General features: G+C 64.9%; 25 protein-coding genes. 10 read left to right on the top strand and 15 right to left on the bottom strand.

The features are described 5' to 3' along the window. Nucleotides 1-106 precede the first annotated feature (106 nt). Together CyaNS01_RS01115 and CyaNS01_RS01110 are read left to right on the top strand one after the other, a co-directional pair. Complete coding sequence (locus CyaNS01_RS01115) at nucleotides 107-337, top strand: hypothetical protein (RefSeq protein WP_186698202.1); 231 nt, start codon at nucleotides 107-109, stop codon at nucleotides 335-337. Nucleotides 338-346: 9 nt separating this feature from the next. Next, nucleotides 347-1672, top strand: coding sequence for a deoxyguanosinetriphosphate triphosphohydrolase family protein (locus tag CyaNS01_RS01110; RefSeq protein ID WP_225875884.1), 1326 nt, complete (start codon nucleotides 347-349; stop codon nucleotides 1670-1672). Nucleotides 1673-1880: 208 nt separating this feature from the next. Here CyaNS01_RS01110 and CyaNS01_RS01105 read toward each other — a convergent pair whose 3' ends face one another. The 6 genes from CyaNS01_RS01105 to CyaNS01_RS01080 form a co-directional block, all read right to left on the bottom strand. Further along, nucleotides 1881-2390 (bottom strand): GNAT family N-acetyltransferase, encoded by a 510-nt coding sequence (locus CyaNS01_RS01105; RefSeq protein ID WP_225875727.1) that lies wholly within the window; start codon nucleotides 2388-2390, stop codon nucleotides 1881-1883. Nucleotides 2391-2935: 545 nt separating this feature from the next. Beyond that, nucleotides 2936-3310: a hypothetical protein gene (locus CyaNS01_RS01100; protein WP_186698196.1), complete on the bottom strand. Its 375-nt coding sequence runs from the start codon at nucleotides 3308-3310 to the stop codon at nucleotides 2936-2938. Between the two features lie 124 nt (nucleotides 3311-3434). Further along, nucleotides 3435-4568, bottom strand: a complete 1134-nt coding sequence (locus tag CyaNS01_RS01095) for an esterase-like activity of phytase family protein (RefSeq protein WP_225875726.1) — start codon at nucleotides 4566-4568, stop codon at nucleotides 3435-3437. A gap of 29 nt (nucleotides 4569-4597) precedes the next feature. Beyond that, nucleotides 4598-6016 (bottom strand): NAD(P)/FAD-dependent oxidoreductase, encoded by a 1419-nt coding sequence (locus tag CyaNS01_RS01090; protein WP_186698194.1) that lies wholly within the window; start codon nucleotides 6014-6016, stop codon nucleotides 4598-4600. 139 nt (nucleotides 6017-6155) lie between these two features. Then, nucleotides 6156-6512, bottom strand: a complete 357-nt coding sequence (locus CyaNS01_RS01085) for a hypothetical protein (RefSeq protein WP_186698192.1) — start codon at nucleotides 6510-6512, stop codon at nucleotides 6156-6158. A 47-nt stretch (nucleotides 6513-6559) separates the two neighbouring features. Next, on the bottom strand, nucleotides 6560-6856 hold the full coding sequence (locus tag CyaNS01_RS01080; RefSeq protein WP_225875725.1) for a PCC domain-containing protein: 297 nt from the start codon (nucleotides 6854-6856) through the stop codon (nucleotides 6560-6562). A 29-nt stretch (nucleotides 6857-6885) separates the two neighbouring features. Here CyaNS01_RS01080 and CyaNS01_RS01075 point away from each other — a divergent pair, with 29 nt between their 5' ends. Continuing rightward, nucleotides 6886-7569, top strand: a complete 684-nt coding sequence (locus tag CyaNS01_RS01075) for an alpha/beta fold hydrolase (protein ID WP_186698188.1) — start codon at nucleotides 6886-6888, stop codon at nucleotides 7567-7569. On the opposite strand, the gene CyaNS01_RS01070 is transcribed toward CyaNS01_RS01075, so the two are convergent. Beyond that, nucleotides 7527-7706 carry a hypothetical protein gene (locus tag CyaNS01_RS01070; RefSeq protein WP_186698186.1) on the bottom strand — a complete coding sequence of 60 codons (180 nt, stop codon included), beginning with the start codon at nucleotides 7704-7706 and terminating at the stop codon, nucleotides 7527-7529. The genes CyaNS01_RS01075 and CyaNS01_RS01070 overlap by 43 nt on opposite strands. 180 nt (nucleotides 7707-7886) lie before the next feature. Between CyaNS01_RS01070 and CyaNS01_RS01065 the strand changes: the two genes are divergently transcribed. Both CyaNS01_RS01065 and CyaNS01_RS01060 read left to right on the top strand, forming a co-directional pair. Beyond that, complete coding sequence (locus CyaNS01_RS01065; protein WP_186698184.1) at nucleotides 7887-8147, top strand: hypothetical protein; 261 nt, start codon at nucleotides 7887-7889, stop codon at nucleotides 8145-8147. Nucleotides 8148-8154: 7 nt separating this feature from the next. Beyond that, on the top strand, nucleotides 8155-9519 hold the full coding sequence (locus CyaNS01_RS01060; protein WP_186698182.1) for an APC family permease: 1365 nt from the start codon (nucleotides 8155-8157) through the stop codon (nucleotides 9517-9519). Here the strand turns inward: CyaNS01_RS01060 and CyaNS01_RS01055 are convergent. Next, nucleotides 9474-10895: an adenylate/guanylate cyclase domain-containing protein gene (locus tag CyaNS01_RS01055; protein ID WP_186698181.1), complete on the bottom strand. Its 1422-nt coding sequence runs from the start codon at nucleotides 10893-10895 to the stop codon at nucleotides 9474-9476. The genes CyaNS01_RS01060 and CyaNS01_RS01055 overlap by 46 nt on opposite strands. 60 nt (nucleotides 10896-10955) lie before the next feature. Then, a complete protein-coding gene (locus CyaNS01_RS01050) occupies nucleotides 10956-12389 on the bottom strand; it encodes a four-carbon acid sugar kinase family protein (RefSeq protein ID WP_186698179.1) in 1434 nt (477 codons plus the stop codon). Nucleotides 12390-12406: 17 nt separating this feature from the next. On the opposite strand from CyaNS01_RS01050, the gene CyaNS01_RS01045 reads away from it, so the two are divergent. After that, nucleotides 12407-13564, top strand: coding sequence for an FAD-binding oxidoreductase (locus tag CyaNS01_RS01045; protein ID WP_370561620.1), 1158 nt, complete (start codon nucleotides 12407-12409; stop codon nucleotides 13562-13564). On the opposite strand, the gene CyaNS01_RS01040 is transcribed toward CyaNS01_RS01045, so the two are convergent. Further along, a complete protein-coding gene (locus CyaNS01_RS01040; RefSeq protein WP_370561618.1) occupies nucleotides 13491-14453 on the bottom strand; it encodes an alpha/beta fold hydrolase in 963 nt (320 codons plus the stop codon). The two genes, CyaNS01_RS01045 and CyaNS01_RS01040, sit on opposite strands and share 74 nt — an antisense overlap. 51 nt (nucleotides 14454-14504) lie before the next feature. Here CyaNS01_RS01040 and CyaNS01_RS01035 point away from each other — a divergent pair, with 51 nt between their 5' ends. Further along, a complete protein-coding gene (locus tag CyaNS01_RS01035) occupies nucleotides 14505-14819 on the top strand; it encodes a hypothetical protein (RefSeq protein WP_186698176.1) in 315 nt (104 codons plus the stop codon). Here CyaNS01_RS01035 and CyaNS01_RS01030 read toward each other — a convergent pair. Beyond that, nucleotides 14779-15342: an isoprenylcysteine carboxylmethyltransferase family protein gene (locus tag CyaNS01_RS01030; protein WP_186698174.1), complete on the bottom strand. Its 564-nt coding sequence runs from the start codon at nucleotides 15340-15342 to the stop codon at nucleotides 14779-14781. The two genes, CyaNS01_RS01035 and CyaNS01_RS01030, sit on opposite strands and share 41 nt — an antisense overlap. Further along, entirely contained in the window at nucleotides 15314-16669 is a 1356-nt protein-coding gene (locus tag CyaNS01_RS01025) for a cation:proton antiporter (RefSeq protein WP_186698172.1), read from the bottom strand. Before CyaNS01_RS01025 ends, CyaNS01_RS01030 begins: the two co-directional genes overlap by 29 nt. 129 nt (nucleotides 16670-16798) lie before the next feature. Between CyaNS01_RS01025 and CyaNS01_RS01020 the strand changes: the two genes are divergently transcribed. From CyaNS01_RS01020 to CyaNS01_RS01010, 3 genes are read left to right on the top strand one after another with little or no spacing between them, the layout of a single operon-like run. Beyond that, nucleotides 16799-19240: a phosphoketolase gene (locus CyaNS01_RS01020; RefSeq protein ID WP_186698170.1), complete on the top strand. Its 2442-nt coding sequence runs from the start codon at nucleotides 16799-16801 to the stop codon at nucleotides 19238-19240. Then, nucleotides 19237-21759: a glycogen/starch/alpha-glucan phosphorylase gene (locus CyaNS01_RS01015; RefSeq protein WP_186698168.1), complete on the top strand. Its 2523-nt coding sequence runs from the start codon at nucleotides 19237-19239 to the stop codon at nucleotides 21757-21759. The genes CyaNS01_RS01020 and CyaNS01_RS01015 overlap by 4 nt, the downstream gene beginning before the upstream one ends. 7 nt (nucleotides 21760-21766) lie before the next feature. After that, nucleotides 21767-22627, top strand: a complete 861-nt coding sequence (locus CyaNS01_RS01010) for a glycosyltransferase (RefSeq protein WP_186698166.1) — start codon at nucleotides 21767-21769, stop codon at nucleotides 22625-22627. Here CyaNS01_RS01010 and CyaNS01_RS01005 read toward each other — a convergent pair. The 3 genes from CyaNS01_RS01005 to CyaNS01_RS00995 are packed head-to-tail and all read right to left on the bottom strand — an operon-like array spanning nucleotide 22603 to nucleotide 24739. Next, entirely contained in the window at nucleotides 22603-23286 is a 684-nt protein-coding gene (locus tag CyaNS01_RS01005) for a hypothetical protein (protein WP_186698164.1), read from the bottom strand. The two genes, CyaNS01_RS01010 and CyaNS01_RS01005, sit on opposite strands and share 25 nt — an antisense overlap. Nucleotides 23287-23289: 3 nt before the next feature. Next, on the bottom strand, nucleotides 23290-23940 hold the full coding sequence (locus CyaNS01_RS01000) for a sulfotransferase (RefSeq protein ID WP_186698162.1): 651 nt from the start codon (nucleotides 23938-23940) through the stop codon (nucleotides 23290-23292). After that, entirely contained in the window at nucleotides 23915-24739 is an 825-nt protein-coding gene (locus tag CyaNS01_RS00995) for a glycosyltransferase family A protein (protein ID WP_186698161.1), read from the bottom strand. The genes CyaNS01_RS01000 and CyaNS01_RS00995 overlap by 26 nt, the downstream gene beginning before the upstream one ends. Between the last annotated feature and the right edge of the window lie 21 nt (nucleotides 24740-24760).

Below are 24760 nucleotides of genomic sequence, written 5' to 3'. Positions count from 1 at the left end.
GTAACAAAGGCCACGCTTCTCAAGCCAACCCAACTGCCACTCGCAACCCTTGACAGTTCGCCAAGGCATGCGAGAACACTCACTGATCATTCCCAAGGAGCCAGCCATGCATTCAGCTCAAGAAGCCGAGTTCGATCGGATTGCCCGTAGTGTGATCTCTTTCATCGAAGAGCAGCATAAGCCCGTTCAGCTAAGCGAAATAGAAGAGCATTTTTCTCAAGATAGGCCCGCAATCGCAGTGGGTAGAGTCATTCTGCAGTTGCTTGCAGATAGAAAGCTGTATCTTACCGACGACAGAAAGATCAAAGTGACTAGCCGACCAATGGCTTTTGCCTGATTCTTGTCAGTGACGCCATCTCGCGAGCAACGGCAAATTGAGGAGCCTACCTACGAACGGACTCCTTTTGAGGTTGATCGAGATAGAGTACTTTACTCATATGAATTTAGGCGTTTAGCGGGAGTCACACAGGCTGCAAACGCTTCCGAAGGTCCAAACCTGCACAATCGTTTGACGCATAGCCTTAAGGTAGCTCAAGTTGGTCGCAGATTAGCCCAATACCTTAAGTTGCGCTTTCCGGGCGAGGTCGACAGTTGTGGTGGCCTGGATGTTGATGTAGTCGAATGCGCATGTTTGGCACATGACTTGGGCCATCCACCATTCGGCCACGCAGCAGAAGAAGTGCTAAACCAGTGCCTGGGAGCCATTGATCCAAATCTAGGCTTTGAAGGAAATGCGCAGTCGTTCAGAGTTGTTGTAAGACGAGCTATCCGGCGGACCAGAAGCGATGGGCTAAACCTAACTTCGGCAACGCTTAATGCAATTCTCAAGTATCCTTGGGCGCAAGCGGATATGAAGGGCAAAGAAACCAGAAAATGGGGATTCTATCCAGAAGAAACTGAAGCATTTCAGTTTGCTAGAACCCACGCCCCTAATGGACGATCAGGTCTTCAGACTCTTGAAGCGGCAGCCATGGATTTGGCTGATGACATCGCCTACTCAGTCCATGATGTAGACGACTTCTATCGAGCCGGAATGATTCCTCTTGATCAATTGATCAGTGGAACTGATGCAAGAACTAGCTTTTTGGATTGGATATGCTGCCATCCAAAGGCTCGATCATTGGGTTTTTCACCTTCGGAAGTAGACACGAAGGGGAATGAGTACTTTGAGAGCTTGAGGGCAGCAAGCTCGCTTAGAGCACCATTCGTAAATACACGCGAGCAGCTACAAGATCTCCATACCCTAACTTCTAGTCACATAACACGATTCTTGGGATGCGCCGAAGATCTCTCTCCCATTCAAATTGATCCAGCCGAGGATGTCCAGATCGCACGACCTCAATGGCTTAACTTCGAAATTATGATTCTAAAGCTGCTAATGCAGCGATATGTCTACCAAGACAACAGTCTGCTTGCACAGCAACATGGTCACAAGCGATTAATCAATGAAGTGTTCCATGCTTTGATGGATTCAATCGAGGCTCATGGCAGTGATGGCATGGTTCCAAGACGATTTGAGCGTGAAGCGCAAGAGGCGATGGGAGAGAGATTATTGGCAGCTCGGCTTGCCGCAGACATTATCTGCTCTATGGACGAGCCGCAGATCCTTATGCTTTATCAGAGACTTCTAGGCATACGGCCAGGTATTCTCGCTGAACGTCTCATCCACTAGCACGTAATCATGGGATTGTTATTGGATTTGCTTTCCCAAAGCAAGTTATTATGATTAGATTTAATTCATTTAACAGTGACCCAAGCAGCTCTCCAGGCAGACAAGGGGATTGGGAGCTTGCGTAGCCGCATAACGTTCCGGCTGAGCGGCTGCCAATAAACTCTACGACAACATCGACCGACTTTGCCAGTCCGCTCCAGCCGCGTTGTTATGCTGCGCTACTACTGCGTTCAACTGCATAAACACAGGTCGGTTTATTTCGCCACTCCACCTCTCTTATCAGCCTCATTCCAATCTTTTCGGCAACCCGCCGCGAGGCAACATTGGCAGGATGAATCAACGAGATGAGTCTGCTACAAACTAAGTGACTAAACCCATAATCACGACAGACTAGAGCGGATTCCTTTGCTAACCCTTGCCCCCATAAATCACGACGAATATGGTAGCCAACTTCCACTTCTTCAACACCATCAACTTCTTGAAGAACCAAGCCACAATCGCCAATCAGCTTGCCCCTCTCTTTAAGAATCAGTGCCCATAGCCCAAAACCATGTTGAGCATATCTCTGCATATTCCGCTCAATCCACATTTGAGTCATTTGGCGATCGAATGGTTTTGGGTAGAACTGCATCGCTTTAGGATCGGATAGGACTTCAAGTAAATCGTCTATGTCATCAAGAGTCATCTCTCTCAAAATTAACCGTTTGGTTTCCAGCATCATACTCAGATCGCCTCACCATCACCATCAACACACAGCCCGGTTGATAGTATTACATTCTGACTCTGAATCCCAACGGGTAAGTTTTCGGCTATGCCTCCACCGATCAACCAGCGGCATAACGCTGATTAGCTGGGTCCGATAACACCGGTCTATGTCGCGCTCTTGCCAGCCTAAGCGCCCCTCCATTGGCCGGCAATCGCTTGAAACCTTTGCCCTGAGAGGCCTTTGGGGTCGAAGCTCGCAAGGCAAGGAAGTTTATGCGGACCCGGTAACCAGCGGCTCCTTGGCTCTAGGAGGTGTCGCACTCTGGCTTTGGGATTGACCGGGTTCAAGTGGTCTTGGCCCTCGGTGTGGGGCGCGGCGATGCGGAAAGAGCAGTCTCTGGCTGGATACGAAGCTGTCAGCCACCTAGCCCCTCCCCGAGTTCCCGGAAGATTCCGCTTCCGCGGATCTGGACCAGTGGATCCAGTCGTGCCCTGGACTGCAGCTTCAGCCTGCTGGCTTGGACAAGCCTCCAGCTGAGCAGCGCAGGTCACCCATGGCTAGAGCTGTTGCAGCCCCACCTCATTCAGCTGGGGTTCTGCGGTGCGCTCCAACCAGTCCGCCACCGCTTCGGATGAGAGCAGTTCGGTGAGTACTCGGCATTCGAACTCGCGCTGGCTGTCCTCTTCCCCCACCAGCACCAGCAGCGCTTCCCCGGAGGGCACCCGATCACGGGTCAGCACGGTGAGCAGTGGTTCGGGAATCAGCGGGCCGGGCACCCGGTCCTGAATCACATGGATCAGTTCGTGCCTGAGCACCACCTCCGGATCAGCGCCCTCGCGCTCAATGGCGTCCGGGCAGAGGAACACATTCGCCGCAGCCGCTTCCCAGCCCCCCAACAGCCTGGGTTGCAGATCGCAGTGTCCATCTCCCATGGACACGGCAACCCCAACACTGGCGGCAGCGGCAATCAGGAGTTCAACCAATGGACCTTGCCCGGTTAAGGCCAGGTTAAATGTGATGCGCCTGGCTCTGTGGGGCGCTCAAGACGTTGTGTTCTCAGCCCGCCAGGGTTCTCGACCCTGCGCCTGCGTTGGAGGCACAGTCAGCACCATGCGGATCGGTCTGCCACTCCTGGGCGGCAGGGGGCTGCGGGTGCAGCGGTGCCAGTTGGGCCAGGCGGTTGGCCTGCAGGGGATTGAGGTTGTCGTCGCTCAGCAGCAGCAGCGTCGGCCGGCCGTCGGCGAGCGGCGGGCCGGGAATGAGGCCCTCCCAGTTGTCGGGACTGAGGCCGGCGGCGAGCAGATCCCATTGCGCCAGCGGCGGCGCCGCGGCTTCATCGGTGGCTGCCGGCAGGGGATAAAGCGCCAGCTGAATCTGCCAGCTGAAGGGCGGCTCGAAGCGCCGCAGCAGCGCCAGCAGTTGGCCCGAATCAAGCACCAGCAGCTCGGTGAGCCCCCAGCCGTCGCCGGACGGCAGCAGCAGGGACCCCTGCTCCCGGGCCTCGGGCGCGTCGAGCCGGGGATCCTGATCAGCGCGCCAGCCCCAGCGCAGCAGCCGCACCTGGCGGGGGGGATCCTGCAGCAGGGGCTGCTCGGCGGCCATCAGCAGTGCCCGCTTGCCGTCCCCGCCGTCGAGCAGGGCCAGCGACTCCGGCCCGGCGTTGCTGCCCAGTCCGCGTCCCTGGCCCGGTTGCCAGGCGGAGGGCAGCTCCAGCGCCTGCAGCAGCAGTCCGCTGCTGGCCTCGAAACGCAGCAGCTGGGCCGGCAATGGGCCGTCGCGGCGGCCCTCGCTGGCCACCCACAGCTGCCCACCCAGCCGCACCATCCCCTCAGCATCGATCTTCGGCGGCAGCGTCTGGCCGAGGCCGCTGCGCAGCGGCACGGTGCGCTCCAGCCGCAGCGGGGCAGCGCCGGCCAGGGCTGCCTCCAGCCCGCTCCAGATGGCGATTGAGCCCTGGGGCAGATCGCTGAGCAGCCAGAGTCGGTCCGCCGGCCCATCCAGCAGCAGGGCGGAGAAACCGCCGATCGGCTCTGAGGCCCTGCCGCGGCGGGGCAACTCCAGCTCCCGCACCAGCTCCCAGCCGGCGTCGCTGGGGCAGGGCAGGGGCAGCGCCGACGTCTGGGCGCCCAGCAGCGGGGCCCCAAGGCTGAGCAGCTTGAGGGCAATCGCTGTGGCGATGGTCAGCAGCACGGGGGTTCAGGCCTCCACAAGACGTTCGCTCAGGCTGCCAGGGGTTCCGAATCCTGCTCCTCGGCAGGGGTCTCGGGGGCGGCGTGCCGTTCGGCCCGGAACAGCCCCACATCCACGCCCAGGTGTTGATCCGGCCGGCCGGTGATCAGCAGGGCGGTGCGCTGGCGGGTGGCGATCTGCCACATCCACTTGGTGAACAGGGTGACGCGGTTCTCCGTGTCAGGGATGAAGGCCAGGTGGGCCAGCGCCCAGAGGACCCACCCCGCCAAGCCCGTGATGTGCAGGCCTCTTAGGTCGGCCACCGCATACCAGGGGCCGATCACCGCCATGCTGCCCAGGTCGGTGAAGCGGAAGGGGGCGAGGCTGCGGCCTTCCCGCCCAGCCAGGATGTGGGCCGCCACCCAGCTGCCCATCTGCACGGCGGGGCCGGCCATGCCGGGCAGGGGTTTGCCGTCAGTGGTGTGCAGGTAGGCGCAGAGGTCACCGATGGCGTGGATCTCAGGGTGGCCCGGCACCGAGAAGTCGGGCTCCACCAGCAGCCGCCCACCGCGGTCCACGGGGCATCCCGTGCGATCGGCCAGCAGAGCGCCCAGCCGGGAGGCCCGCACGCCGGCGGTCCAGCAGATGGTGGCGGCCTCGAGCTGCTGCAGGCCATCGGCCCCCTGCAGGCTCACCAACCCGGGGGCGATCGCCTCCACCTTCGTGTGCAGCCGCACCTCCACGCCGGCCTGCTGCAGGTAGCCCGCCGCGGCGGCGGACAGCTTCGGGTGCATCGTGGGCAGCACCCGCTCCACCGGATCCACCAGCACCACCCGGCAGAGGTCGGGGTTGAGCTGCTTGAAATCCCGGCGGATGGCGCGGTGCATCAGCTCGATCAGGGAGCCGGCCAGCTCACAGCCGGCGGGGCCGGCGCCCACCACCACCACGGTCTGCAGGAAGCGGCGGCGCTCGGGATCGAGCGTCTGCTCCGCCTCCTCCAGGGCCATCAGCAGACGGCGGCGGATCTCATCGGCGTGCTCGAGGATCTTCATCGGCGGCGCCAGGGGCCGCCACTCCTCGCGGCCGAAATAGGTGCTGCCGGAGCCGCTGGCCAGGATCAGATGGTCGTAGCCGTAGCGGTGGTCGTTGAACACCACCTCCTTGGCCTCGGGGTCGATGTCCACCACCTCCCCCAGCAGCACCTGGATGTTCGGGGCCTGGCCCACCATCTGGCGCAGGGGGGAGGCCACGTCCGCCTCAGACACCAGCCCCGAGGCCACCTGATACAGCAGCGGCTGAAACAGGTTGAAGTTGCGCTTGTCGATCAGCGTCACCCGCACGGGCTTGCCGGCCAGGGCATGGCAGGCCTTGAGCCCGGCAAAGCCGCCGCCCACGATCACCACATGGGGCCAGTCCCGCAGCGCACAGGCGGGGGGCTCCAGTTCCAGAAAGAAGCGTTCCGGTGCCATCGCCCCCCACGCCTACAGCTTCAACGTATCCATGGCTCCCCCGGGGCTTGGTAGTGGTGGAAGCCATTCGGTGTCTCCATCAGCCGTTCCACACCTGCAGCCCTGGGGATCGGGCTTCGGCACGTCGATCACCCAAGACTCAGCGCAGCGGCACGAAGATCCGGTTGCCGTTGGCCGGGTTGGTGAACTCGGCGTTGCCCTGAACAAACACACGCCGCTCCCAGGTGCCGCCGAGGGAATCCCGCAGCGTCGAGAGGGGGAAGCCCTCCTTCACCAGCCGGTAGGTCATCGCCATGCCGTCCTCCCAGACAATGCGCACCGTGCCATCGGCGGAGTGGCTGTCACGGCAACCGATCGGCTGGTCGTTGAAGGCACAGCTCTTCCAGGGCTCGGCCAGGGCTGCGGGAGCCTGGACCACCGGGGCCAGAACCGCTGCAGCCAGTGCGCTGCTGATCAACGCCATGGTCAGGGGGGCATGGCTCAGGGGTTTCGGCATGGCAGGCGCAGCCTGGAACCTGAGTATGGCCAGGCCCTGCGTTGGGCTCACACGTTGTGGCCGTTTGGGTGCCGATGGATCTGCAGTTCGGCGTAACCCGTCGCTGGATCCAGCTCTCGCCGGAACTGCCACTGCGGCAGCAGCCCCACCAGCAGCTCGGCGGTGGTGCGCACCAGCGAACCGGGGGCCAGATGGCCGCCGATCACCGCTCCGGTCTTGTCGGCTACGGCCATGTGCAGGTGGGCACCATCGGCTGAGAGCGTGCCGGCCAGGCTGAGAATTTCCAGATCGCCGTCCAGAGTCGTTCTTTGTGGACGCCCAGCCAGCCGCAGCGGCACCCTCATCGGCCTTCCATCAACCTCCTCTGACCGCATTGGATCCTCCTACCAGGCTGCTGTTCCTTCCCGGAGCCTCCGGCAATACCGCTCACTGGAGGCCCGTGGCCGAGCGCCTCGTCCATGCCGCTGAACGGATCCATCTGGGTTGGCCTGGCTTCGGGGCGACGCCGGTGGATCCTCGGGTCACGGGATTCGATGCACTCCTGAATCTGGTGCTCGCCCGCCTCGATCAGCCCTGCGCCGTGATCGCCCAGTCGATGGGGGGCGTGCTCGCTCTCCAGGCGGCCCTTGCGGCACCCCAGCGGATCACCCACCTGGTGCTGGCCGCCACCTCGGGCGGCCTGCCGATGGCGGAACACGGGGCCGCCGACTGGCGTGAGCCCTTCCGCCTCGCCCATCCCCAGCTGCCGGATTGGTTCGCCACCGCGTCGGTGGATCTCTCCCAGCAGCTGCCCGCCGTCGCCGTTCCCACCCTGCTCCTGTGGGGCGACGCCGATCCGCTCAGCCCGGTGGGGGTGGCACAACGCCTCACCTCGCTGCTGCCAGCCGCGCGGTTGGTGGTTCTGCCCGGCGGCACCCATGACCTGGCCCTGGAGAGGGCCGATGAGGTTGCAGCGCTGATCGATCGACACCTACGCCGACTGGTACCGCCTGGATGGGCTCAGCCTGAATGGGATCAGTCCCCGAACTTGCGATCGAGCCACAGCGTGAGCACATAGACGCCGATGAACATCGGCAGGTAGGCCACCCACATGTTGGGAAGATTCAGCTCTGAGTTGTTGATCAAAACAAGGCCTGAGTAGCTGACCAGGCCATAGATCAAGGCTCTGCGCAGGGGGCCAGAAAGTTGCTTCACCGCAGACCTGCCCAAGCGCTTGCCCCATGGTATCGGCTGTGATTCCGCTCGCCGAACCTGGGTTTGAGGCTGCACCGTCCCCCTTGCCCGCCCATGATGACCCCTCGCCCCAGGCGGTCCTGCCGTGTGGTCTTTTCCATGCCCCATCCCCCCCGGCCTGCGATCCCTCTCTGCAGGGCAGTGACGACCCTGCTGGTGGTGGCGCTGCCCCTGGTGCTGCAGCCCCAGGCCGCCAGGGCCCGCCAACCCCTGAACCCCGATATCGAGACGATGTGCGAGGGGTTGGCCCTGATCAATCAGAAGCTGGGTGCCACCGCCGCCCCGGGCACCCCCATGGCCGAGCTCATGGAGCAGGAGCTGGTGATCACGGCCGCCCAGTACGAGGCCCTGTGGTCGTTGATGAAGCTCACCCCCACGCCGATCTGCGAGTCGCTGTACTGATGGCCCGATGAGCACGCCCTCTCCGGGCCGGCTGCAGCAGGTGCTGGGGCTCGGCTTTGGCCTTGCCGGCGCTGTGGGGGGCACGATCGGGGCCGGCATCCTGCGCACCCCCGGCATCGTGGCGGCCCAGCTGCTTGATCCCTGGCTGATCCTTGCGGCCTGGCTGCTGGGTGGCCTCTACGCGGTGCTCGGCGCCCTCTGCGTGGCCGAGCTGGCCAGCAGCCTGCCCCGCGCCGGCGGCTGGTATGTGTACGCCGAGCGGGCCTTCGGGGCCCGGGCCGGCGGCTTGGTGGGCTGGACCGACTGGCTCGCCCACTGCATCGGCCTGGCCTGGGTGGCCACCACCACGGGCGAAGTGGTGCTGCAGCTGCTGCCCGCTGCCGGCCTGTCCGAGCGCCTGGTCGGCCTGCTCACCATTGCCCTGTTCGGCCTGATCCAGTGGCGCGGGGTGCGGGCTGGCAGCGCCAGCCAGGAGCTGCTCAGCCTGGCCAAGGCGGTGGCCTTCCTGGGGCTGGTGGCGGCCTGCTACCTGCTGCCGCCGCTGGACTCCACCAGCGTCTACACCAGCGCCGGCGCTGGTGAGCCCTTGGCCTGGGGCAACCTCGGCCTGGTGGCCCTCACGGCCCTGCAGCCGGTGATCACCACCTACGACGGCTGGGCCAGTCCGATCTACTTCTCCGAGGAGTTCACCGATCCCGCCAATGACCTGCCCCGCTCCCTGATCGGCGGCGTGCTGGCCGTGCTGGTGCTCTACCTGCTGATCAACGGGGCCCTGCTGCATGTGCTCACACCGCAGCAGCTGGCCGCCTCCAGCCTGCCGGCCACCACGGCGGCCCAGTTGCTGGGCGGTGCGATCGGCGGACAGGTGATCACGGCGGTGGCCCTGGTGGCCCTGCTGGGGCTGATCAACACCGTGGTGATGGCCGCGCCGCGCATCCTCTACGGCCTCAGCCGCGATGGCCTCTTCCCGGCCCTGGCCCAGGGCGTGAACCCAGGCGGCACCCCCACAGGCGCCCTCGGCCTCAGCCTGGCGGCCTCCATGGCCCTGGTACTGGCGGGATCCTTCGAGCACCTGCTGGCCATGGCCGCCTTCCTCTACGTGTGCCTGCCCCTGGTGGGCATCGCCGCCCTGGCGGTGCTGCGGCAACGGGAGCCCGAGCTGGAGCGCCCCTTCCGGCTGCCCGCCTACCCCCTGGCGCCCCTGTTGATCGCCCTGGTGTCGGTGGCGTTCCTGGCGGCGGCGTTGCTGCAGGACAGCGCCAACAGCCTGGCGGCCCTCGCCCTGGCCAGCGTCGGGCTGGTGATCCCGCGGCGTTCCAGCCCCGATCAGGTGGAGCCCGGGGCGGCCGGCGCCGGCGGCTCCAGCCAGTAAGTGGTCATTGCCCCCACCCCCTTCACCAGCAAGGACCCGCGCTGCTGCACCTGGAAGCGTGGCTCCAGCCTGCGGGCCAGGGCCTCGCTCAGCTGGATGCGGCCGGCGAGGCCATGGCTTTCCATGCGGCTGGCGATGTTCACCGTTTCGCCCCAGAGGTCGTAGATGAACTTCTTGGTGCCGATCACACCGGCCACCACCGGGCCGCAGTGCATGCCGATCCGCAGGGCCATGCCCTCGGCCTCCGGGCTGCGGAAGTCGCGCATCCAGGCCTGCATGTCCAGGGCCATGGCGGCGATGGCATCGGCGTGGTTCTTGCGGGGCAGGGGCAGGCCCCCCACCACCATGTAGTTGTCGCCGATGGTCTTGATCTTCTCCAGGCCATGGCGTTCGCAGAGCTGATCGAAGGCGCTGAACACCTGGTTCAGCAGCTGCACCAGGGCCTGGCAGGGCAGCCGCGCCGCCAGGGCGGTGAACCCCTCGATGTCGGCGAACAGCACGCTCACATCGGCATGGGTCTCGGCGATGGTGCGCCGTCCCCGCTTCATCTCCATTGCGATCGGCGGCGGCAGGATGTTGAGCAGCAGCCGGTCGGCCCGCTCCTGCTCCTGCTGGGCACTGCGCTCGGCCACCTGGCGGCGCTCCATTTCGGCCGCCGTGGTGAGAAACGACTGGTTGAAGGCCTGCTCCACCTCCCCCACCTCATCGGCAGCCCCGGGGGGCAGCAGCAGGGTTTCCGGGTTGCTGGTGGCGCCCGAGGCCAGGGCCCGCCCGGCCAGCACCAGCCGATCCCGCAGGGTCACGATCCGACCGATCACCAGCCGCTGCATCACCACCAGGGTGATCAGGGTGAGGAAGGCCGCGATCCCCAGCACGATCAGGGTGATGTTGAGGGTGTAGCTGAGCAGCCCTGCGCGGATGCTGCTGGCCTCGTGGCGCATCACCAGAAGATGGTCGCCGCCCAGGCTTTCCGGCCCCCACACGGCGTCGTAGCTGCCGCGCAGCGGATACCAGCGCCCCTCGATGCGATTCCGGCTGGCCTGGACCCCTGAGAGCCGCGGCAGTGCCCCGAAGCCGCCCAGCCTCTCCCCGCTGGACGCCCGGTAAAGCGCGGCCCCCTCGATGTCCTGCAGCATCGAGGAGCTCCGCAGCCGCTGCACCGCGGCCAGCAGCTGCGGCGATGAGCCCGCCTGACCTTCGGCCACCAGCCAATCGATTTTGGCGGTGCTCACCTGCCGCAGCTGCGCCCCGAGCCGGTCGGCCTGGCGCAGCACGGAGGGCACCAGCACCAGCGCCTCCACCACCAGGAAATTCAGAAAGATCCAGAAGGCGATCCGCCGAGCCAACCGGGCCCGGAGCATGGCGGGCAGGGGCACGGCAGCAGAGCACGGAATTCCTCCGGTTTACCGGACTGGGGCCCAGGCGGATGTTTCGCTTCAGTCCGCTGCCTGCGCGCCCTCCATCCAGAGCCAGGCCTGCCGCAGGGTGCCCGCCTCGCCGAGGTTGCCTGGGAAGGTGAGCAGGGGCAGCCGCGGCAGCGGCGCCTCGGCTGGCGGCAGCACCAGCGACAGCCCCGGCAGCAGCTGCCCCTGCAGCTCCACGGCCTCCAGGGCCAGCCCGTCGCGCAGCAGCGCCGAGCTGGTGATGCCCCCCTTGCTGATCACGTAGCCCAGCTGCGGCACCACGGCTGCGGCCAGCCGGGCCATCAGGGCCGCCAGCCCCTGCCCCAGTCGCAGCCGCTCGGCGGCACTGGCGCAGCGCAGCTCGCCGCGGCTGGTGTGCAGCACGGCCGTGCGGCCGCTGTGGAGCACGGCCTCGAGCTGCTGCAGCCAGTCGGCCTCCAGGGAGGCCAGCAGCTCAGCGGGCAGGGGCCCCTCCAGCACCCGCGCCAGGCGGCGCACCGGCAGCACCACCGCCTGGCAGGTCGGCTCCTGCAGCAGGACCTCCAGCTGGGCATCGGCTAGGGGCACATGGGAGCCCACCAGCACCAGCCCCGGCAGGGAGCCGGCTGGCCCCCGGCGCCGCAGGCCCGCCAGGGCAGAGGGTGTCAGCGGCTGGGGGGGCAGCGGCACCAGGCCGTTCAGCAGGCTGGCGGCGCACTGGCACAGGAACCGCCGCGGCCGCCCCCAGCGCTCGCTGGCCGCTGCAGCCGTGAGCTGCCGCACCGCGGCTCCCAGGGCCGCCAGCTGCTGCGGCCGCTCCGCATCCACCACCACCACCGGGTTGCCGCGCAGCGCGGCCAGGCGTGCACAGAGGGCCGCAAGGCCATCCGCCGAGGCCGCCGCCGCGTTGAGTTCCGCCAGGCCGAGCCGCTGCACGCTCCTGGCCGGCAGCCGGCCCGCACTCTTTTCCTCCACCCAGGCCGCCAGGTCGCTGCTGCTGTAGCCGAACAGGCCGTCGCGGGCGAAGGGCGTGGTGTGCACCGGCACGCCGTTCAGGCGGTGCACTCCCCCTGCGGTGGTGCGCCCCCCCGGCAGGAAGGCCGGTGCCAGCAGGGTGGCATCGAAGCCTCCGGAGCCCCGTTCCCCCTGCGCTCTCAGCAGCGGTGCCAGCTCCCGGGCGATCACCTCGCACTCCAGGGGGAAATGGCTGCGCAGGGTGGAATCGCCCCGGCTCACCACCAGCCAGTGCCGGCAGCGCCCCTCGGCCTGCTCCGCCCTCAGCGCCTCGAGCAGGGCCCGGCAGATCTCTGCCACCCTCGAGGCCGCCTCGTCAGGGGCCAGGGCGCGGCTGTCGGCCAGCACGAACAGCAGTGGTGAGGGGTGCTGCAGGCCGCGCCGCAGCGTCGCCACATCCCAGCGCAGCAGCAGCAGACAACCGTGCACGGTCTGGGATCCGGTGGGGTCGTCGTCGAGCACCACAACCTTCATGGCACCATCGTGCCGTGATGACTCCCGAGCCCAGCGATCTGCAGGCCGTGGTGCAGGACCTGCACCGGCGCAACGTCACCTGGCTGCCCGCCGGGCTCGGCAGCCGCCTCGACTGGGGACCGCCGGTGGCGCAGCCCCACACGGTGCTGAGCTGCCGGCGGCTGAACCGGATCCTGGAGCACAACCCGGGCGACTTCACCATCAGCGTGGAGGCCGGAACACCACTGGTGGAGGTGCAGCAGGCTCTGGCCCACCACGGCCAGTGGTTACCCGTGGACTGGCCCTGGGGCAGCGGCCCCGGCGGCGAGGCTTCCGGCTCCGTCGGCGGCCTGGTGGCCCGCGGCCAGGCCGGCGGCTACCGCCAGCGCTACCTGGGCGTGCGCGACCAGCTGATCGGCATCCACCTGCTGCGCAGCGATGGCGTGGCCGCCCGGGCCGGCGGCAAGGTGGTGAAGAACGTGGCCGGCTACGACCTGATGCGCCCCCTCTGCGGCAGTTGGGGCTCCCTGGCCCTGATCACGTCCGTCACCCTGCGCACCCAGCCGATTCCGCCCCACCGCCAGGGGCTGCGGCTTGAGGGGGCCAGCCCCGCCCTGGGCAGCTTCTGCCGCTGGCTGCTCGGCTCCAGCCTCAGCCCCGAGCGGCTCGACTGGCAGCGCCGCGGCGGCGAGGCCAGCCTGCTGGTGAGCCTGGCCAGCATCAGTGCCCAGACGCTCCAGGAGCAGATCGCCTGCATCGAGGCGAAGGCCGGCGGCGAAGGCCTGGGCTGCGGCTGCCTGAAGCCCGATGCCCTGGCCGCGGCGGAGTGCTGCGGCCAGGGTGACCCCGAGCCCGACTGGTTGCTGCGCCTGGGGGTGCTGCCCGACCGGCTGCCGGAGCTGCTGGAGCAACGGGCCCTCGGCGGCCTGGAGCTGGTGATGGGCGCCGGCAGTGGCCTGGGCTACGCCTGGGGCAGCGCTGCCGCGGTGCCGGCCCACCGGGTGGAGAGCCTGCGGCGCCACTGCCAGGCGGCCGGAGGAGCGCTCACCCTGCTGCGGCAGCCCAGTGGCAGCAGCCTTCCCGCCTGGCTCGATGCGCCCTCCCGGCCCCTGATCGAGGCCCTCAAGCGGCAGTTCGATCCGAAGCAGCAACTGGCGCGGGGCCGTCTGCCTGGCGTGGCTCCTGTGGCTGGCTGAGGCCCGCCAGCCAGCTGAGCAGGGCTTCATTCACCTGGTCGGGCACTTCGTCGTGGGGGCAGTGCCCCGCCTCCAGCACCACCTCGGTGGTGATCTCGGGCGCGTGGCGCTGGAAGGCCTGGCGGCGCCCCACCGCGTTGATCCAGGGATCGCGGATGCCCCAGAGCAGCAGCAGCGGGCAGCGCAGCTCGGCGAACAGCTCATCGAGGGGCTGGCCCCGGGGAATGTCGAACACCGTGCGGAACACGCCGAAGGCGCCCGGATCCAGGGAGGGCCGCCGGATCGCCTCCACCAGGGCGTCGTCGACGTTGGTGCGGTCGATGTACACCTGGTTCAGGGTGCGGCGGATCGTGGCGGGGCGGCGCAGGTTCTCGAACAGCAGCCGCTGCAGCACGGGGCTGCGCAGCAAGGCGCCGCCGATCGTCTGGCGGGTGATGGCGCCCCAGCCCTTCGGCGGGGCCTGCTCATCGCTGAAGGGGCCGGCGGCATTCACCAGCACCACCCCGGCCGCCTCGCGACCCGGCGCGGCCTCGGCCTTGAGGGCCGCTGCCGCTGCCAGGGCGGCGAAGCCGCCGAGGGAGTTGCCCACCAGCACCGTGGGCCGGCCGATGCGCTCGGCCACATAGGCCACCAGTTGATCGCGCCAGAGTCCGCCGCCATAGGCCAGCCCGGCGGGCTTGGCGCTGCGGCCGAAGCCGAGCAGATCCACGGCATGCACCTCGTGGCTGCGGGCCAGGGCCGGGATGTTGTAGCGCCAGTGGTCGGTGGAGGCCCCGAAGCCGTGCACCAGCAGCACCGCAGGCCCCAGCGGCCGCTCCGGCCCCGCCACCACGGCGTGCACGGGGTGGCCCAGGTGGGTCCAGGGCTGGGCAATCGGCTGATCGGGCACGGCAGCGGCCGGCAGGGAGGGTCGATGCTAAGGAGCACCGCGAGCTCACCCTTGCCCCTCGCCAGCATCGACTGGATCGCCCTGCTGCCGGGGATCGCCCTCTGGGCGCTGGCGCTTTACCTGCCGCTCAGCCTGCCCCTGGCCAGGCTCGAGCAGGCCCTTGAGGCCGGCAGCTGGCCTCCCCTGCTGCAGCAGGTGGTGCTGGTGGGGCTCAGTCTGGCCGCGGCCGTGGCCGTGGGTGCCCTCACGGAGATCGGCCTGGGCCTGGCCCTGGGCCCCAGCTGGGCCTCCAGCCTCGGCCTGATCGCCGTGGGCTGGGGGCTGTTCACAGCTCTCGCCAGTCGAGCCAGGGAAGACGAGGAATGATCGCTGCGGTGGAGTGCCGGTAGGCGGCGTAGTCGGGGTGGGTGCTGGCCAGGGCCCGCTCCTCTCGCCGCGCCTTGCCGCCCAGTACCGCGCCGAGGGCCAGCAGCAGGCCCAGGTGCAGCAGGCTGCCGAGGGCCAGCGTCACCCCCAGGGAGCAGAGCAGCACCGCCTGGTAGAGGGGGTGGCGGCAGCGGCCATAGGCGCCGCTGGTGACCAGGGCCGCCCCCGGAATCGGCTCCGGCAGGGGCGAGAGGCTGGCGCCCAGGCTCAGGAAGCCCTGCAGGGCCAGCCCCATCCCCACCAGGAACAGCACTGCGCCGCCCAGGGCCAGGGGCAAGGGCCAGGCATAGCCCCAGGAGCCAGGCGCCGGCCAGGGCGGCAGCAGGTGGGCGGCGATCAGCAGCAACTGGGCCAGCAACCACCACTCGCCGCGGCGGTTGTCGCGCCAGCCGCCCCAGCTCAGGCCCCAGCGCCGCAGCGGCGACACACCGGCATCAGGTGGGGATTTCGGCGAGGGGGTCAAGGTCGGGTCCTCCGGATTGGCCGCCGAGCACCAGTCTGAGCAGGATCGGGGCCAGGAAGGTGGTGCCGATCACCATCAGCAGGATGGCCGCCTCCAGCGACTTGGTGAGCAGGCCGGCCTGGCTGCCGAGCCCCAGGAAGATCAGTCCCACCTCGCCGCGGGGCATCATCCCCAGCCCCACCACCAGCCGGTTGGTCTTCACCTTGCTCACGTAGCTCCAGCCCGCCGCCACCTTGCCCAGGATCGCCACCACCAGCAGGAAGGCGGCCACGATCAGCCCCTCGTGGTTCTCGGGGTTCATCGGGTTGAGCACCGAGAGATCCATGCCGGTGCCGATCAGCACGAAGAAGATCGTGGCGAACAGGGCCACCAGCGGCTGCACCGTGCCCTGGATCGCATGGGTGTGCTTGGAGCCGCTCAGGATCAGGCCCGCCGCGAAGGCACCCAGCGCCGCCTCCAGGCCGATCGCCTGGGCGGCGAAACAGCACAGGGTGAGCACCACGAAACCGGCCACCACCACCTCGCCAGGGGCCTTGAGCCGATCCAGCACCCAGTCAAAGGCAGGCGCGGCCGTGCGGCTCAGGAACAGCGCCGCAGCCACGAACACCCCGGCGGCCACCACCAGTTTCAGCAGCGGGGCCAGCTCGAAGCTGCCGCCCCCGGCCAGGCTCACCACCACGGCCAGGATCACGATGCCGAGGATGTCATCGAGCACGGCCGCGCCGATCACCGTCTGCCCCTCACGGGTGCGCAGGAACTTGAGCTCCCCGAACACGCTGGCGGTGATACCGATCGAGGTGGCCGTCATGGCCGCTCCGGCGAACACGGCAGGAATCAACGGCACGTCAAAGAGGTAGTAGAGGCCGGCCGTGCCCAGGGCGAAGGGCAGCACCACGCCCGTCACCGCCACGGTGGTGGCCTGGGCGCCCACGGCCACCAGCTCATCGAGCTCACTCTCCAGGCCGGTGAGGAACAGCAGGGCGTAGAGCCCGATCTCCGACACCTGCTTGAGGTTGGGGAAGGTTTCGGCGTAGAGATCCTGCACGCTGGCCGGCTCCAGGCCGGAGAGCGATCCGAGCACCGAAAGGCTCCATGCGGACAGCTGGGCCTGGGTGTCCGGCGGCACGATCAGGTGCAGCCCCGACACGCCGATCACAACGCCAGCCACCAGCTCGCCCAGGATCGTGGGCAGCTGCAGGCGCACCATCAGCTCAGCGAGCACCCGAGCCGCCACGAAGATCACCAGGAATTCGCCAACGGAAATCAGCGTTTCGGCCACCTCCGACTGGTGACTGTCGACAGCGAGCAACAGGGCTGGCAGGGTCATGGAGAGGTTCAGCTGGGGCCGATCGGGTCGTCGGCGCCGGTGTTCGGACGCAGATCTCTAACCAGCGGCGCCGTTCCACCGTGGCCATGGTCGCTACCGTCCGCACATGCCGTTTCTGGGCTGACTGAGATGGGAGAACTGCTCTCCACCGCCATCCCGAGCCTCACCAGCAGCCTGCCGCCTCCCTCCACCACGCCCTCCCAGCAGGACCTGGCCCTGATCGATCGCTGGTGGCGCGCCGCCAACTATCTGGCGGTAGGGATGATCTATCTGCAGGACAATCCCCTCCTGCAGCAGCCCCTCCAGCCCGAGCACATCAAGAACCGGCTGCTGGGCCACTGGGGGTCGAGCCCAGGCCAGGCCTTCATCTGGGCCCATGCCAACCGGCTGATCCGGGAGCGCGACCTGGACATGCTCTACCTCTCTGGGCCAGGCCATGGCGCCCCAGGCGTGCTGGCCCCCACCTACCTCGATGGCAGCTACAGCGAGGTGTACCCCGACATCTCCCGCGACAGCGAGGGGATGCGGCGCTTCTTCAAGCAGTTCTCCTTCCCGGGCCACATCGGCTCCCACTGCACCCCGGAAACCCCCGGCTCGATCCATGAGGGCGGCGAGCTGGGCTACGTGCTCTCGCACGCCTGCGGCGCGGTGTTCGACAACCCCGAGCTGATCGCCGTGGCCTGCGTGGGCGATGGCGAGGCCGAAACCGGCCCGCTGGCCACCAGCTGGCACATCAACAAATTCCTCAACCCGATTTCGGATGGGGCGGTGCTGCCGGTGCTGCACCTCAACGGCTACAAGATCGCCAACCCCACCCTGCTGGCCCGCATCCCGCGCGAGGAGCTGGTGAGCCTGCTGCGCGGTTACGGCTGGGAGCCGATCCTGGTGGAGGGCCATGAGCCCCACGCCATGCACGCCGCCATGGCCGCGGCCATGGACCAGGCCGTCGATGCGATCCAGCAGGTGCGCGCCACCTGCCGGGCCAGCGGCGAGGCCGTGCGCCCGGCCTGGCCGATGATCGTGCTGCGCTCCCCCAAGGGCTGGACCGGCCCCGCCGCCCTCGGCGACAAGAAGATCGAGAACTTCTGGAGGGCTCACCAGGTGCCCCTGGCCGCCCCCAAGACCGATCCCCAGCAGCTGGCCATGCTGGAGGCCTGGATGCGCAGCTACCGGCCTGAGGAGCTGTTCGACAGCGAAGGCCATCTCTGGCCCGACCTTGAGGCTCTCGCGCCGGTGGGCCCCAGGCGGATGGGCTCCAGCCCCCATGCCAATGGCGGCCAGCTGCGCCGCAAGCTGCGCCTGGCGCCGGTGGAGGCCTATGCCGTGCCAGTGGAGCAGCCAGGAGCCACTGAGCACGAGAACACGGCGCCCCTGGGTTGCCTGCTGCGCGATTCCATTGCGCGCAACCCCGATTCGCTGCGGGTGTTCGGCCCGGATGAAACCGCCTCCAACCGCCTGCAGGCGATCTACGAGGTGAGCAAGAAGGTGTGGATGGAGGACTTCCTCCCCGAAGACCTCAACGGCAGCGAACTGGCCCGCGAGGGCCGCGTGGTGGAGATGCTCTCCGAGCACACCCTGGTGGGGATGATGGAGGGCTACCTGCTCACCGGCCGCTACGGCTTCTTCCACACCTACGAGGCCTTTGCCCATGTGATCGCCTCGATGTTCAACCAGCACGCCAAGTGGCTGGAGAGCTGCATCCACCACGCCACCTGGCGGGCCCCGATCGGCGCCTGGAACTGCCTGATCTCCTCCACGGTGTGGCGCCAGGATCACAACGGCTTCACCCACCAGGATCCGGGCTTCATCGATCTGGCCGGCAACAAGAGTGGCGAAGTGGTTCGCGTCTACCTGCCGGCCGATGCCAACTCCCTGCTGGCGGTGGCGGAAGAGGCCCTGGTGGAGCCCAACGTCTGCAACATCATCGTTTCCGACAAGCAGAAACACCTCCAGTACCTCAGCCTGGAGCAGGCCCGTGCCCATGTGGCCAAGGGCATCAGCATCTTCAGCTGGGCCAGCAACGATGACAGCGGCACTGAACCCGATGAGCCCGATGTGGTGATGGCCTGCGCCGGCGACATCCCCACCAAGGAAACCCTGGCGGCGGTGCAGATCCTTCGTCATGAGTGCCCCAGGTTGAAGATCAGGGTGCTCAATGTGGTGAAGCTGTTTGCCCTCACCGAACCCTCGGAACATCCCCACGGCCTCAGTGATCGGGATTTCGACAGCCTGTTCACCACCGACAAGCCGGTGATCTTCAACTTCCACGGCTATCCCTGGCTGATTCACCGGCTGGTCTACCGCCGCACCAACCACCCCAACTTCCACGTGCGTGGTTACAAGGAAAAAGGCAACATCAACACGCCTCTGGAGCTGGCGATGAACAACCAGATCGATCGCTTCAATCTCGTGATTGACGTGATTGATCGTGTTACCGGGCTCGGCTCAAGGGCCGCCCATGTGAAGGAACGGATGAAGAACGCCATCCTGGCCAATCGCGCCCATGCCCACACCCATGGCATGGATGCCCCCGAGATCACCAACTGGCGCTGGAGTACACCCGAGGCATGACCACCATCCAACCCAGGCCTCTGCGCCTGCCCACCCCGGGCTGTTACGCCGACTCCGACCGCAGCGGCTCCGGGCCGGAGGACCTGTTTGACGGCATGACCGGGCATCTGTTCTTCAGCCTCGGCAAGCTCGCCCCCACCGCCACCCGCCACGACCTCTACGTGGCCCTCAGCTACGCCGTGCGCGACCGGCTGATGACCCGTTACCTGGCTGGCCTGGAGGCCCTGCGGGCAGCTCCCACCCGGGTGGTGGCCTATCTCTCGGCCGAGTTCCTGATCGGGCCGCAGCTGGGCAACAACCTGCTGATGCTGGGCATCGAGGAGGCGGCGAGCCAGGCCCTGAAGCGCTTCGGCATCGACGATCTCAACCAGATCCTGGACGTGGAGGAGGAGCCCGGGTTGGGCAACGGCGGCCTGGGCCGCCTGGCCGCCTGCTTCCTCGAATCGCTCTCCTCGCTGGAAATCCCTGCCTCCGGATACGGCATTCGCTACGAGTTCGGCATCTTCGATCAGCTGATCCGCGATGGTTGGCAGGTGGAGGTCACCGACAAGTGGCTCAAGGCCGGCTGGCCCTGGGAGTTGCCCCAGCCCGATCAGGCCTGCTTCGTTGGTTTCGGCGGCCGCACCGAGACCTATCGCGACAGCAAGGGCGAGCAGCGGGTGCGCTGGATTCCGGCGGAGCATGCCATCGGCATCCCCCACGATGTGCCCGTGCTCGGCTACCGGGTGAACACCTGCAACCGGTTGCGCCTGTGGCGCGCCGATGCCACCGAGAGCTTCGACTTCTACGCCTTCAACATCGGCGATTACTACGGCGCCGTGGAGGAGAAGGTGGGCAGCGAAACCCTCTCCAAGGTGCTCTACCCGAACGACGGCACCGACGAGGGCCGGCGTCTGCGCCTCAAGCAGCAGCACTTCTTTGTGAGTTGCTCCCTGCAGGACATGCTGCGCAGCCTGGAGGGCCGCGGTCTGCCGATCGAGGAGTTTCCCGATCACTGGGCGGTGCAGCTCAACGACACCCACCCCTCCATCGCGGTGGCCGAACTGATGCGGCTGCTGATCGATGAGAAGCAACTGCCCTGGGACACCGCCTGGGACATCACCAGCCGCTCGCTCTCCTACACCAACCACACCCTGCTGCCCGAGGCCCTCGAGAAGTGGGGCCTGGACCTGTTCGGCTCGCTGCTGCCCCGGCACCTGGAGCTGATCTTCGAGATCAACCGCCGTTTCCTGCAGCAGGTGCGCCTGCGCTACCCGGGAGATGAGGGCGTGCTCAGGCGGATGTCGATCATCGATGAGGACGGCGGCAAGGCTGTTCGGATGGCGAATCTGGCCACGGTGGCCTCCCATCACGTCAATGGCGTGGCGGCCCTGCACAGCCAGCTGGTCACCACCGACCTCTTTCCGGACTTCGCCACGTTCTGGCCTGAGAAGTTCACCAACGTCACCAACGGCGTCACCCCCCGGCGCTGGATGGCGCTCTCCAATCCACAGCTGAGCGATCTGCTCAACGAGGCGATCGGTGAAGGCTGGGTGCGCGATCTCAGCCAGCTGAAGCGGCTGGAGGGCTTGGTGGATGACAGCGCCTTCCTGGAGCGCTGGGATGCCACCAAGCTGGCCGTGAAGACCCAGCTCAGCCATTACATCCATCGCCATAACGGCGTGCTCGTCGACCCGGCTTCCCTGTTCGACGTGCAGGTGAAGCGGATCCATGAGTACAAGCGCCAGCATCTCAACGCGCTGCAGGTGGTCGCCCAGTACCTGCGCATCAAACACGGCGATGGTGACCATCTGCCGCCCCGCACGGTGATCTTCGGTGGCAAGGCCGCTCCCGGCTATTACATGGCCAAGCTGATCATCCGGTTCATCAACGGCATCGCCGAAACGATCAACTCGGACCCCGAGATGGAGGGTCGTCTGCGGGTGATCTTCCTGGCGGATTACAACGTGAAGCTGGGCGAGAGGGTCTACCCCGCCTCCGACCTCTCCGAGCAGATCTCCACCGCCGGCATGGAGGCCTCCGGCACCGGCAACATGAAGTTCGCCATGAATGGCGCCCTCACCATCGGCACCCTCGATGGGGCCAATGTGGAGATCAGGGAGCAAGTGGGAGAAGACAACTTCTTCCTGTTCGGCAAGACCACCTCAGAGATCGCCGAACTGCGCAGCGGCGGCTACCGCCCCTGGGAACTGATCGGCTCCATGCCGGAACTGGCCGAGGTGTTGCGCCTGGTGGAGCAGGGGCACTTCAGCAATGGCGACGGAGAGCTGTTCCGCCCGCTGCTGCAGAACCTCACCGGCCGGGATCCCTACTTCGTGCTGGCCGACTTCGACGACTACCTCCGCGCTCAGCAGAGCGTGGGTGAGGCTTGGGCCGACCGTTCCCGCTGGAACCGCATGGCCCTGCTCAACACCGCCCGCAGCGGCTTCTTCTCCTCCGACCGCTCGATCCAGGACTACGCCGACAAGATCTGGCAGGTGAAGCCCTACCCGGTGAAGATCACCTGCGAGACCGAGTGAGTGGGGCATGGAGCTGACCCTGGTTTTTTCCATTGATTCAGGGTACGAGGAGTTGGCGGCCATTGCTCTCTGCTCAGTGTTGCTCCATAACAAGATCGCCAGGGTCATGGTGGTGACCCCCAAGGACTGTCTACTTTCACGTCTTCCAGAAATCGCGAGTTCCTTTTCCTCAGAGCTAGAACAAGTTCACATTCGAGACAATAGCCCTTTACACTCACTTCCACCGTCAGTGAGACCCTACTTTTACTGTGTAGAAGCCCTCGAACTGGCTCCCATACCTGGCCGCTACCTTTGCATTGACGCAGATACGCTTTGCGTCTCCAACATGACGGCACTTGAGCAACTCCCCCTCACCGCTGACAAGCCCATAGCCTCTTGCTCTCATGGGCGGCCGATGCCAGACAGGCAGCTGATACTCGACCTCAAAAGCTCTTATCATTATTTCAATGCTGGCGTCATGCTGTTTGACGCAGAGCACCTGCGAGCTTGTATAAGTTGCAAAGAGATTGTTGATTTCTATCAAGCGAACCCAGCCTTGTGCCGATTTCGCGAGCAGTGCGCCTTGAATGCACTACTCAAGAATCGGGTACAGTATCTGCCTCTCCAGTACAACTACTTATCCTGGATGAGGGAGAGGAATGCAACCCATACTTGGCATGACCAAGCCGCAAATCCGATGGTAAACTCATTGGCGGATGCGCGGCGTAATCTGGTGATTGCGCATCTCTCAGCCGGAGCACTTCCAGACCGCCTCCCCAATGAACGCCTGGAGCCCATCGACACATACTGGTTGGCAATTCACAAGCATCTCAATATTGGGAAAAGCCCAAGAGACCTTCCAACTTACTGTTCAAATCCAAATAACTGAGCTGCAGAACGCCGATCATTGCTTAGTATTGATCGAAAGCTGGAAGACTTCCTCAAATCTCTCATCGTGACATGATGCTCGCGCCTCAAGCCAGGGTCGTGGATGCCAAAGATTCTTGTGGCTGAGCGTAAAAGCCAGTCGTCACCATACCAAATCTGAAAACAGGGGGGAATTGTTCTGTAGGTGGCTCGAAGCAGAAACATAGCCGATCCAAACCCTGGTAATTGCTGGCCGATCGACTGCTTGACATCATGGTGAACAGGGATGAGCCTGATCCCAGTCTCCCTGCTCAGAGAAAGATCGGTCAAGTCAGAATCAGGCATCAAGCCAACAACCTCCCCAACCTGCCAAGATCGAGCATTCATCTCTGCAAGAGCCTTCGGTGATAAACTGACATCATCATTGAGGATGCCCACAAGGGTATTCGGATCAGAGATCTGGGCGACTGCAAGATTCCAGGAGGGATTTACATAGATATTCTGATGCTGTGGCAACATCAGAAGGCGAGCATCTTTAGCGAGAGATCCAAGATCTCCAGGACGTTCCAGGGCAGCGTTGTCGACCAGGAGAATCCTCTCTACAAAGGAGAGCTGCAGATACCTATTCAAGGACTCGACAAGAGACTTTGACTTCCAAAGCGTAGGTATCACCAGCTGCATGGACTATACAGGCGACTTGTGATGATGGGGGAACTGAGGAGATGGTAAGGAGAAATAACGACCCAAAAAACTTGCTAACTCGCTCGGGGGCGTACTACCAAGCTGAAAGAAAAGAAACTGATCCGTGGCAATCGTCGCGAAATAGCCAAGTACGTCGGAATGGTGATTATCCCAGTCGTTAAGCCAGCGCTCACAAAGCGCAGATTTGTCGTCAATACCTTCATGCCTTATCGCCTCCAAATAGGCCTGGGCAAAACGACCATCATCATGCCGAAGGCGAGATTCAACCCATCGCTCGGGATCGCGACTATTGAGGATAAATAAGCTATTCGGATAGGATGAATGCAGCTCACGAAAGTATCGACAAGCCTCAATGACCGGCTGCTCAAAACTATTGGAATGATTCCAAGGTGTTCCAGGAAGACAAATCATATCTGTGTATGCCGTCCAGTGGTCGAGTCCGTCTAACACAGGCCAGTGGTCCTGCTGGAGGTGGCGATGGATTGTCATCGCCAAGGTATTGGCTCGCCAATGCACCGAGGATAAGCCGTTGGCAAGAAAGAAATTATGAAACGATGTGGTGCCGCACTTGTTGAAGCCAATCAGAAATATCCTGGGAGTGGCTGGATCAGATGTCTGGTTGCCAGCGGTCATCGCTCCAAAGCGCTTTCGTGGTGGGGTTGTCCAGCATAGTCTGAGCGAGTTCTGGCAGGGCGTAGAGCTGCATCACGGATTCAAACGAAAAGGGCGGCAACACATGCTTGGCACGAATTGATTCCAATGCTTTTCGGATCTCTTCCCTCTGCCCTTCCGTCGTAGAGCCGGATCCTTTGCGATAGCTCACATGCTCCTCATCTAGACCAAGTATCTGCACGCCCGCCTTGGACATCCGGAGATAGAGATCATAATCTTCGGCAACACACAAGTGATGGTCGTAGTAGCCTCCTGCGGCTTCATATGCAGAGCGGTTAAAGGCTGTGCCGGGGTTGGTAATGAAATTAAAGTAGCGGAAGAGTTGAGCGCAAAAGGGCTGAAAGACTGGTTTCGGCCGATTGCTGCCTGTCTTGTGGTCGAAGAAGCGCACACGCGTATAGATAAGTCGGGGACAGGTTAATGCCAGCAGTTCGGCACAACGATGGGCGCGGTGAGGATGGTTGATGTCGTCGGCATCGAGAGTGATGAATACATCGCTGTGTGCAACCCGGATTGCAGCCTCGCGTGCGGCAGCAACTCCGGAGCAACCTGAATCCTGCCGTTGGTAGCGGATACGGGAATCATTGAATGATGCAACAACACCCTCAATATCTTCATCACTATGATCATCAAGAATAATGGCTTCCCAAGACTCGATCGACTGAGAAACACAGCTCGCAAGCGCTGTGCGCAGCAAGGCCGCACGGTTACGAACTGGAACAATGAAACTAACGTTGGCTGGGGCCGGCTGAGATGACAAGAGCGGTTCGTGCCTGAATGG

Source organism: Cyanobium sp. NS01 (assembly GCF_014280235.1).
Taxonomy (GTDB): Bacteria; Cyanobacteriota; Cyanobacteriia; order PCC-6307; family Cyanobiaceae; genus NIES-981.
The sequence above is the reverse complement of the archived record's forward strand: the minus strand, read 5'-3'. Positions and strand labels throughout refer to the sequence as shown.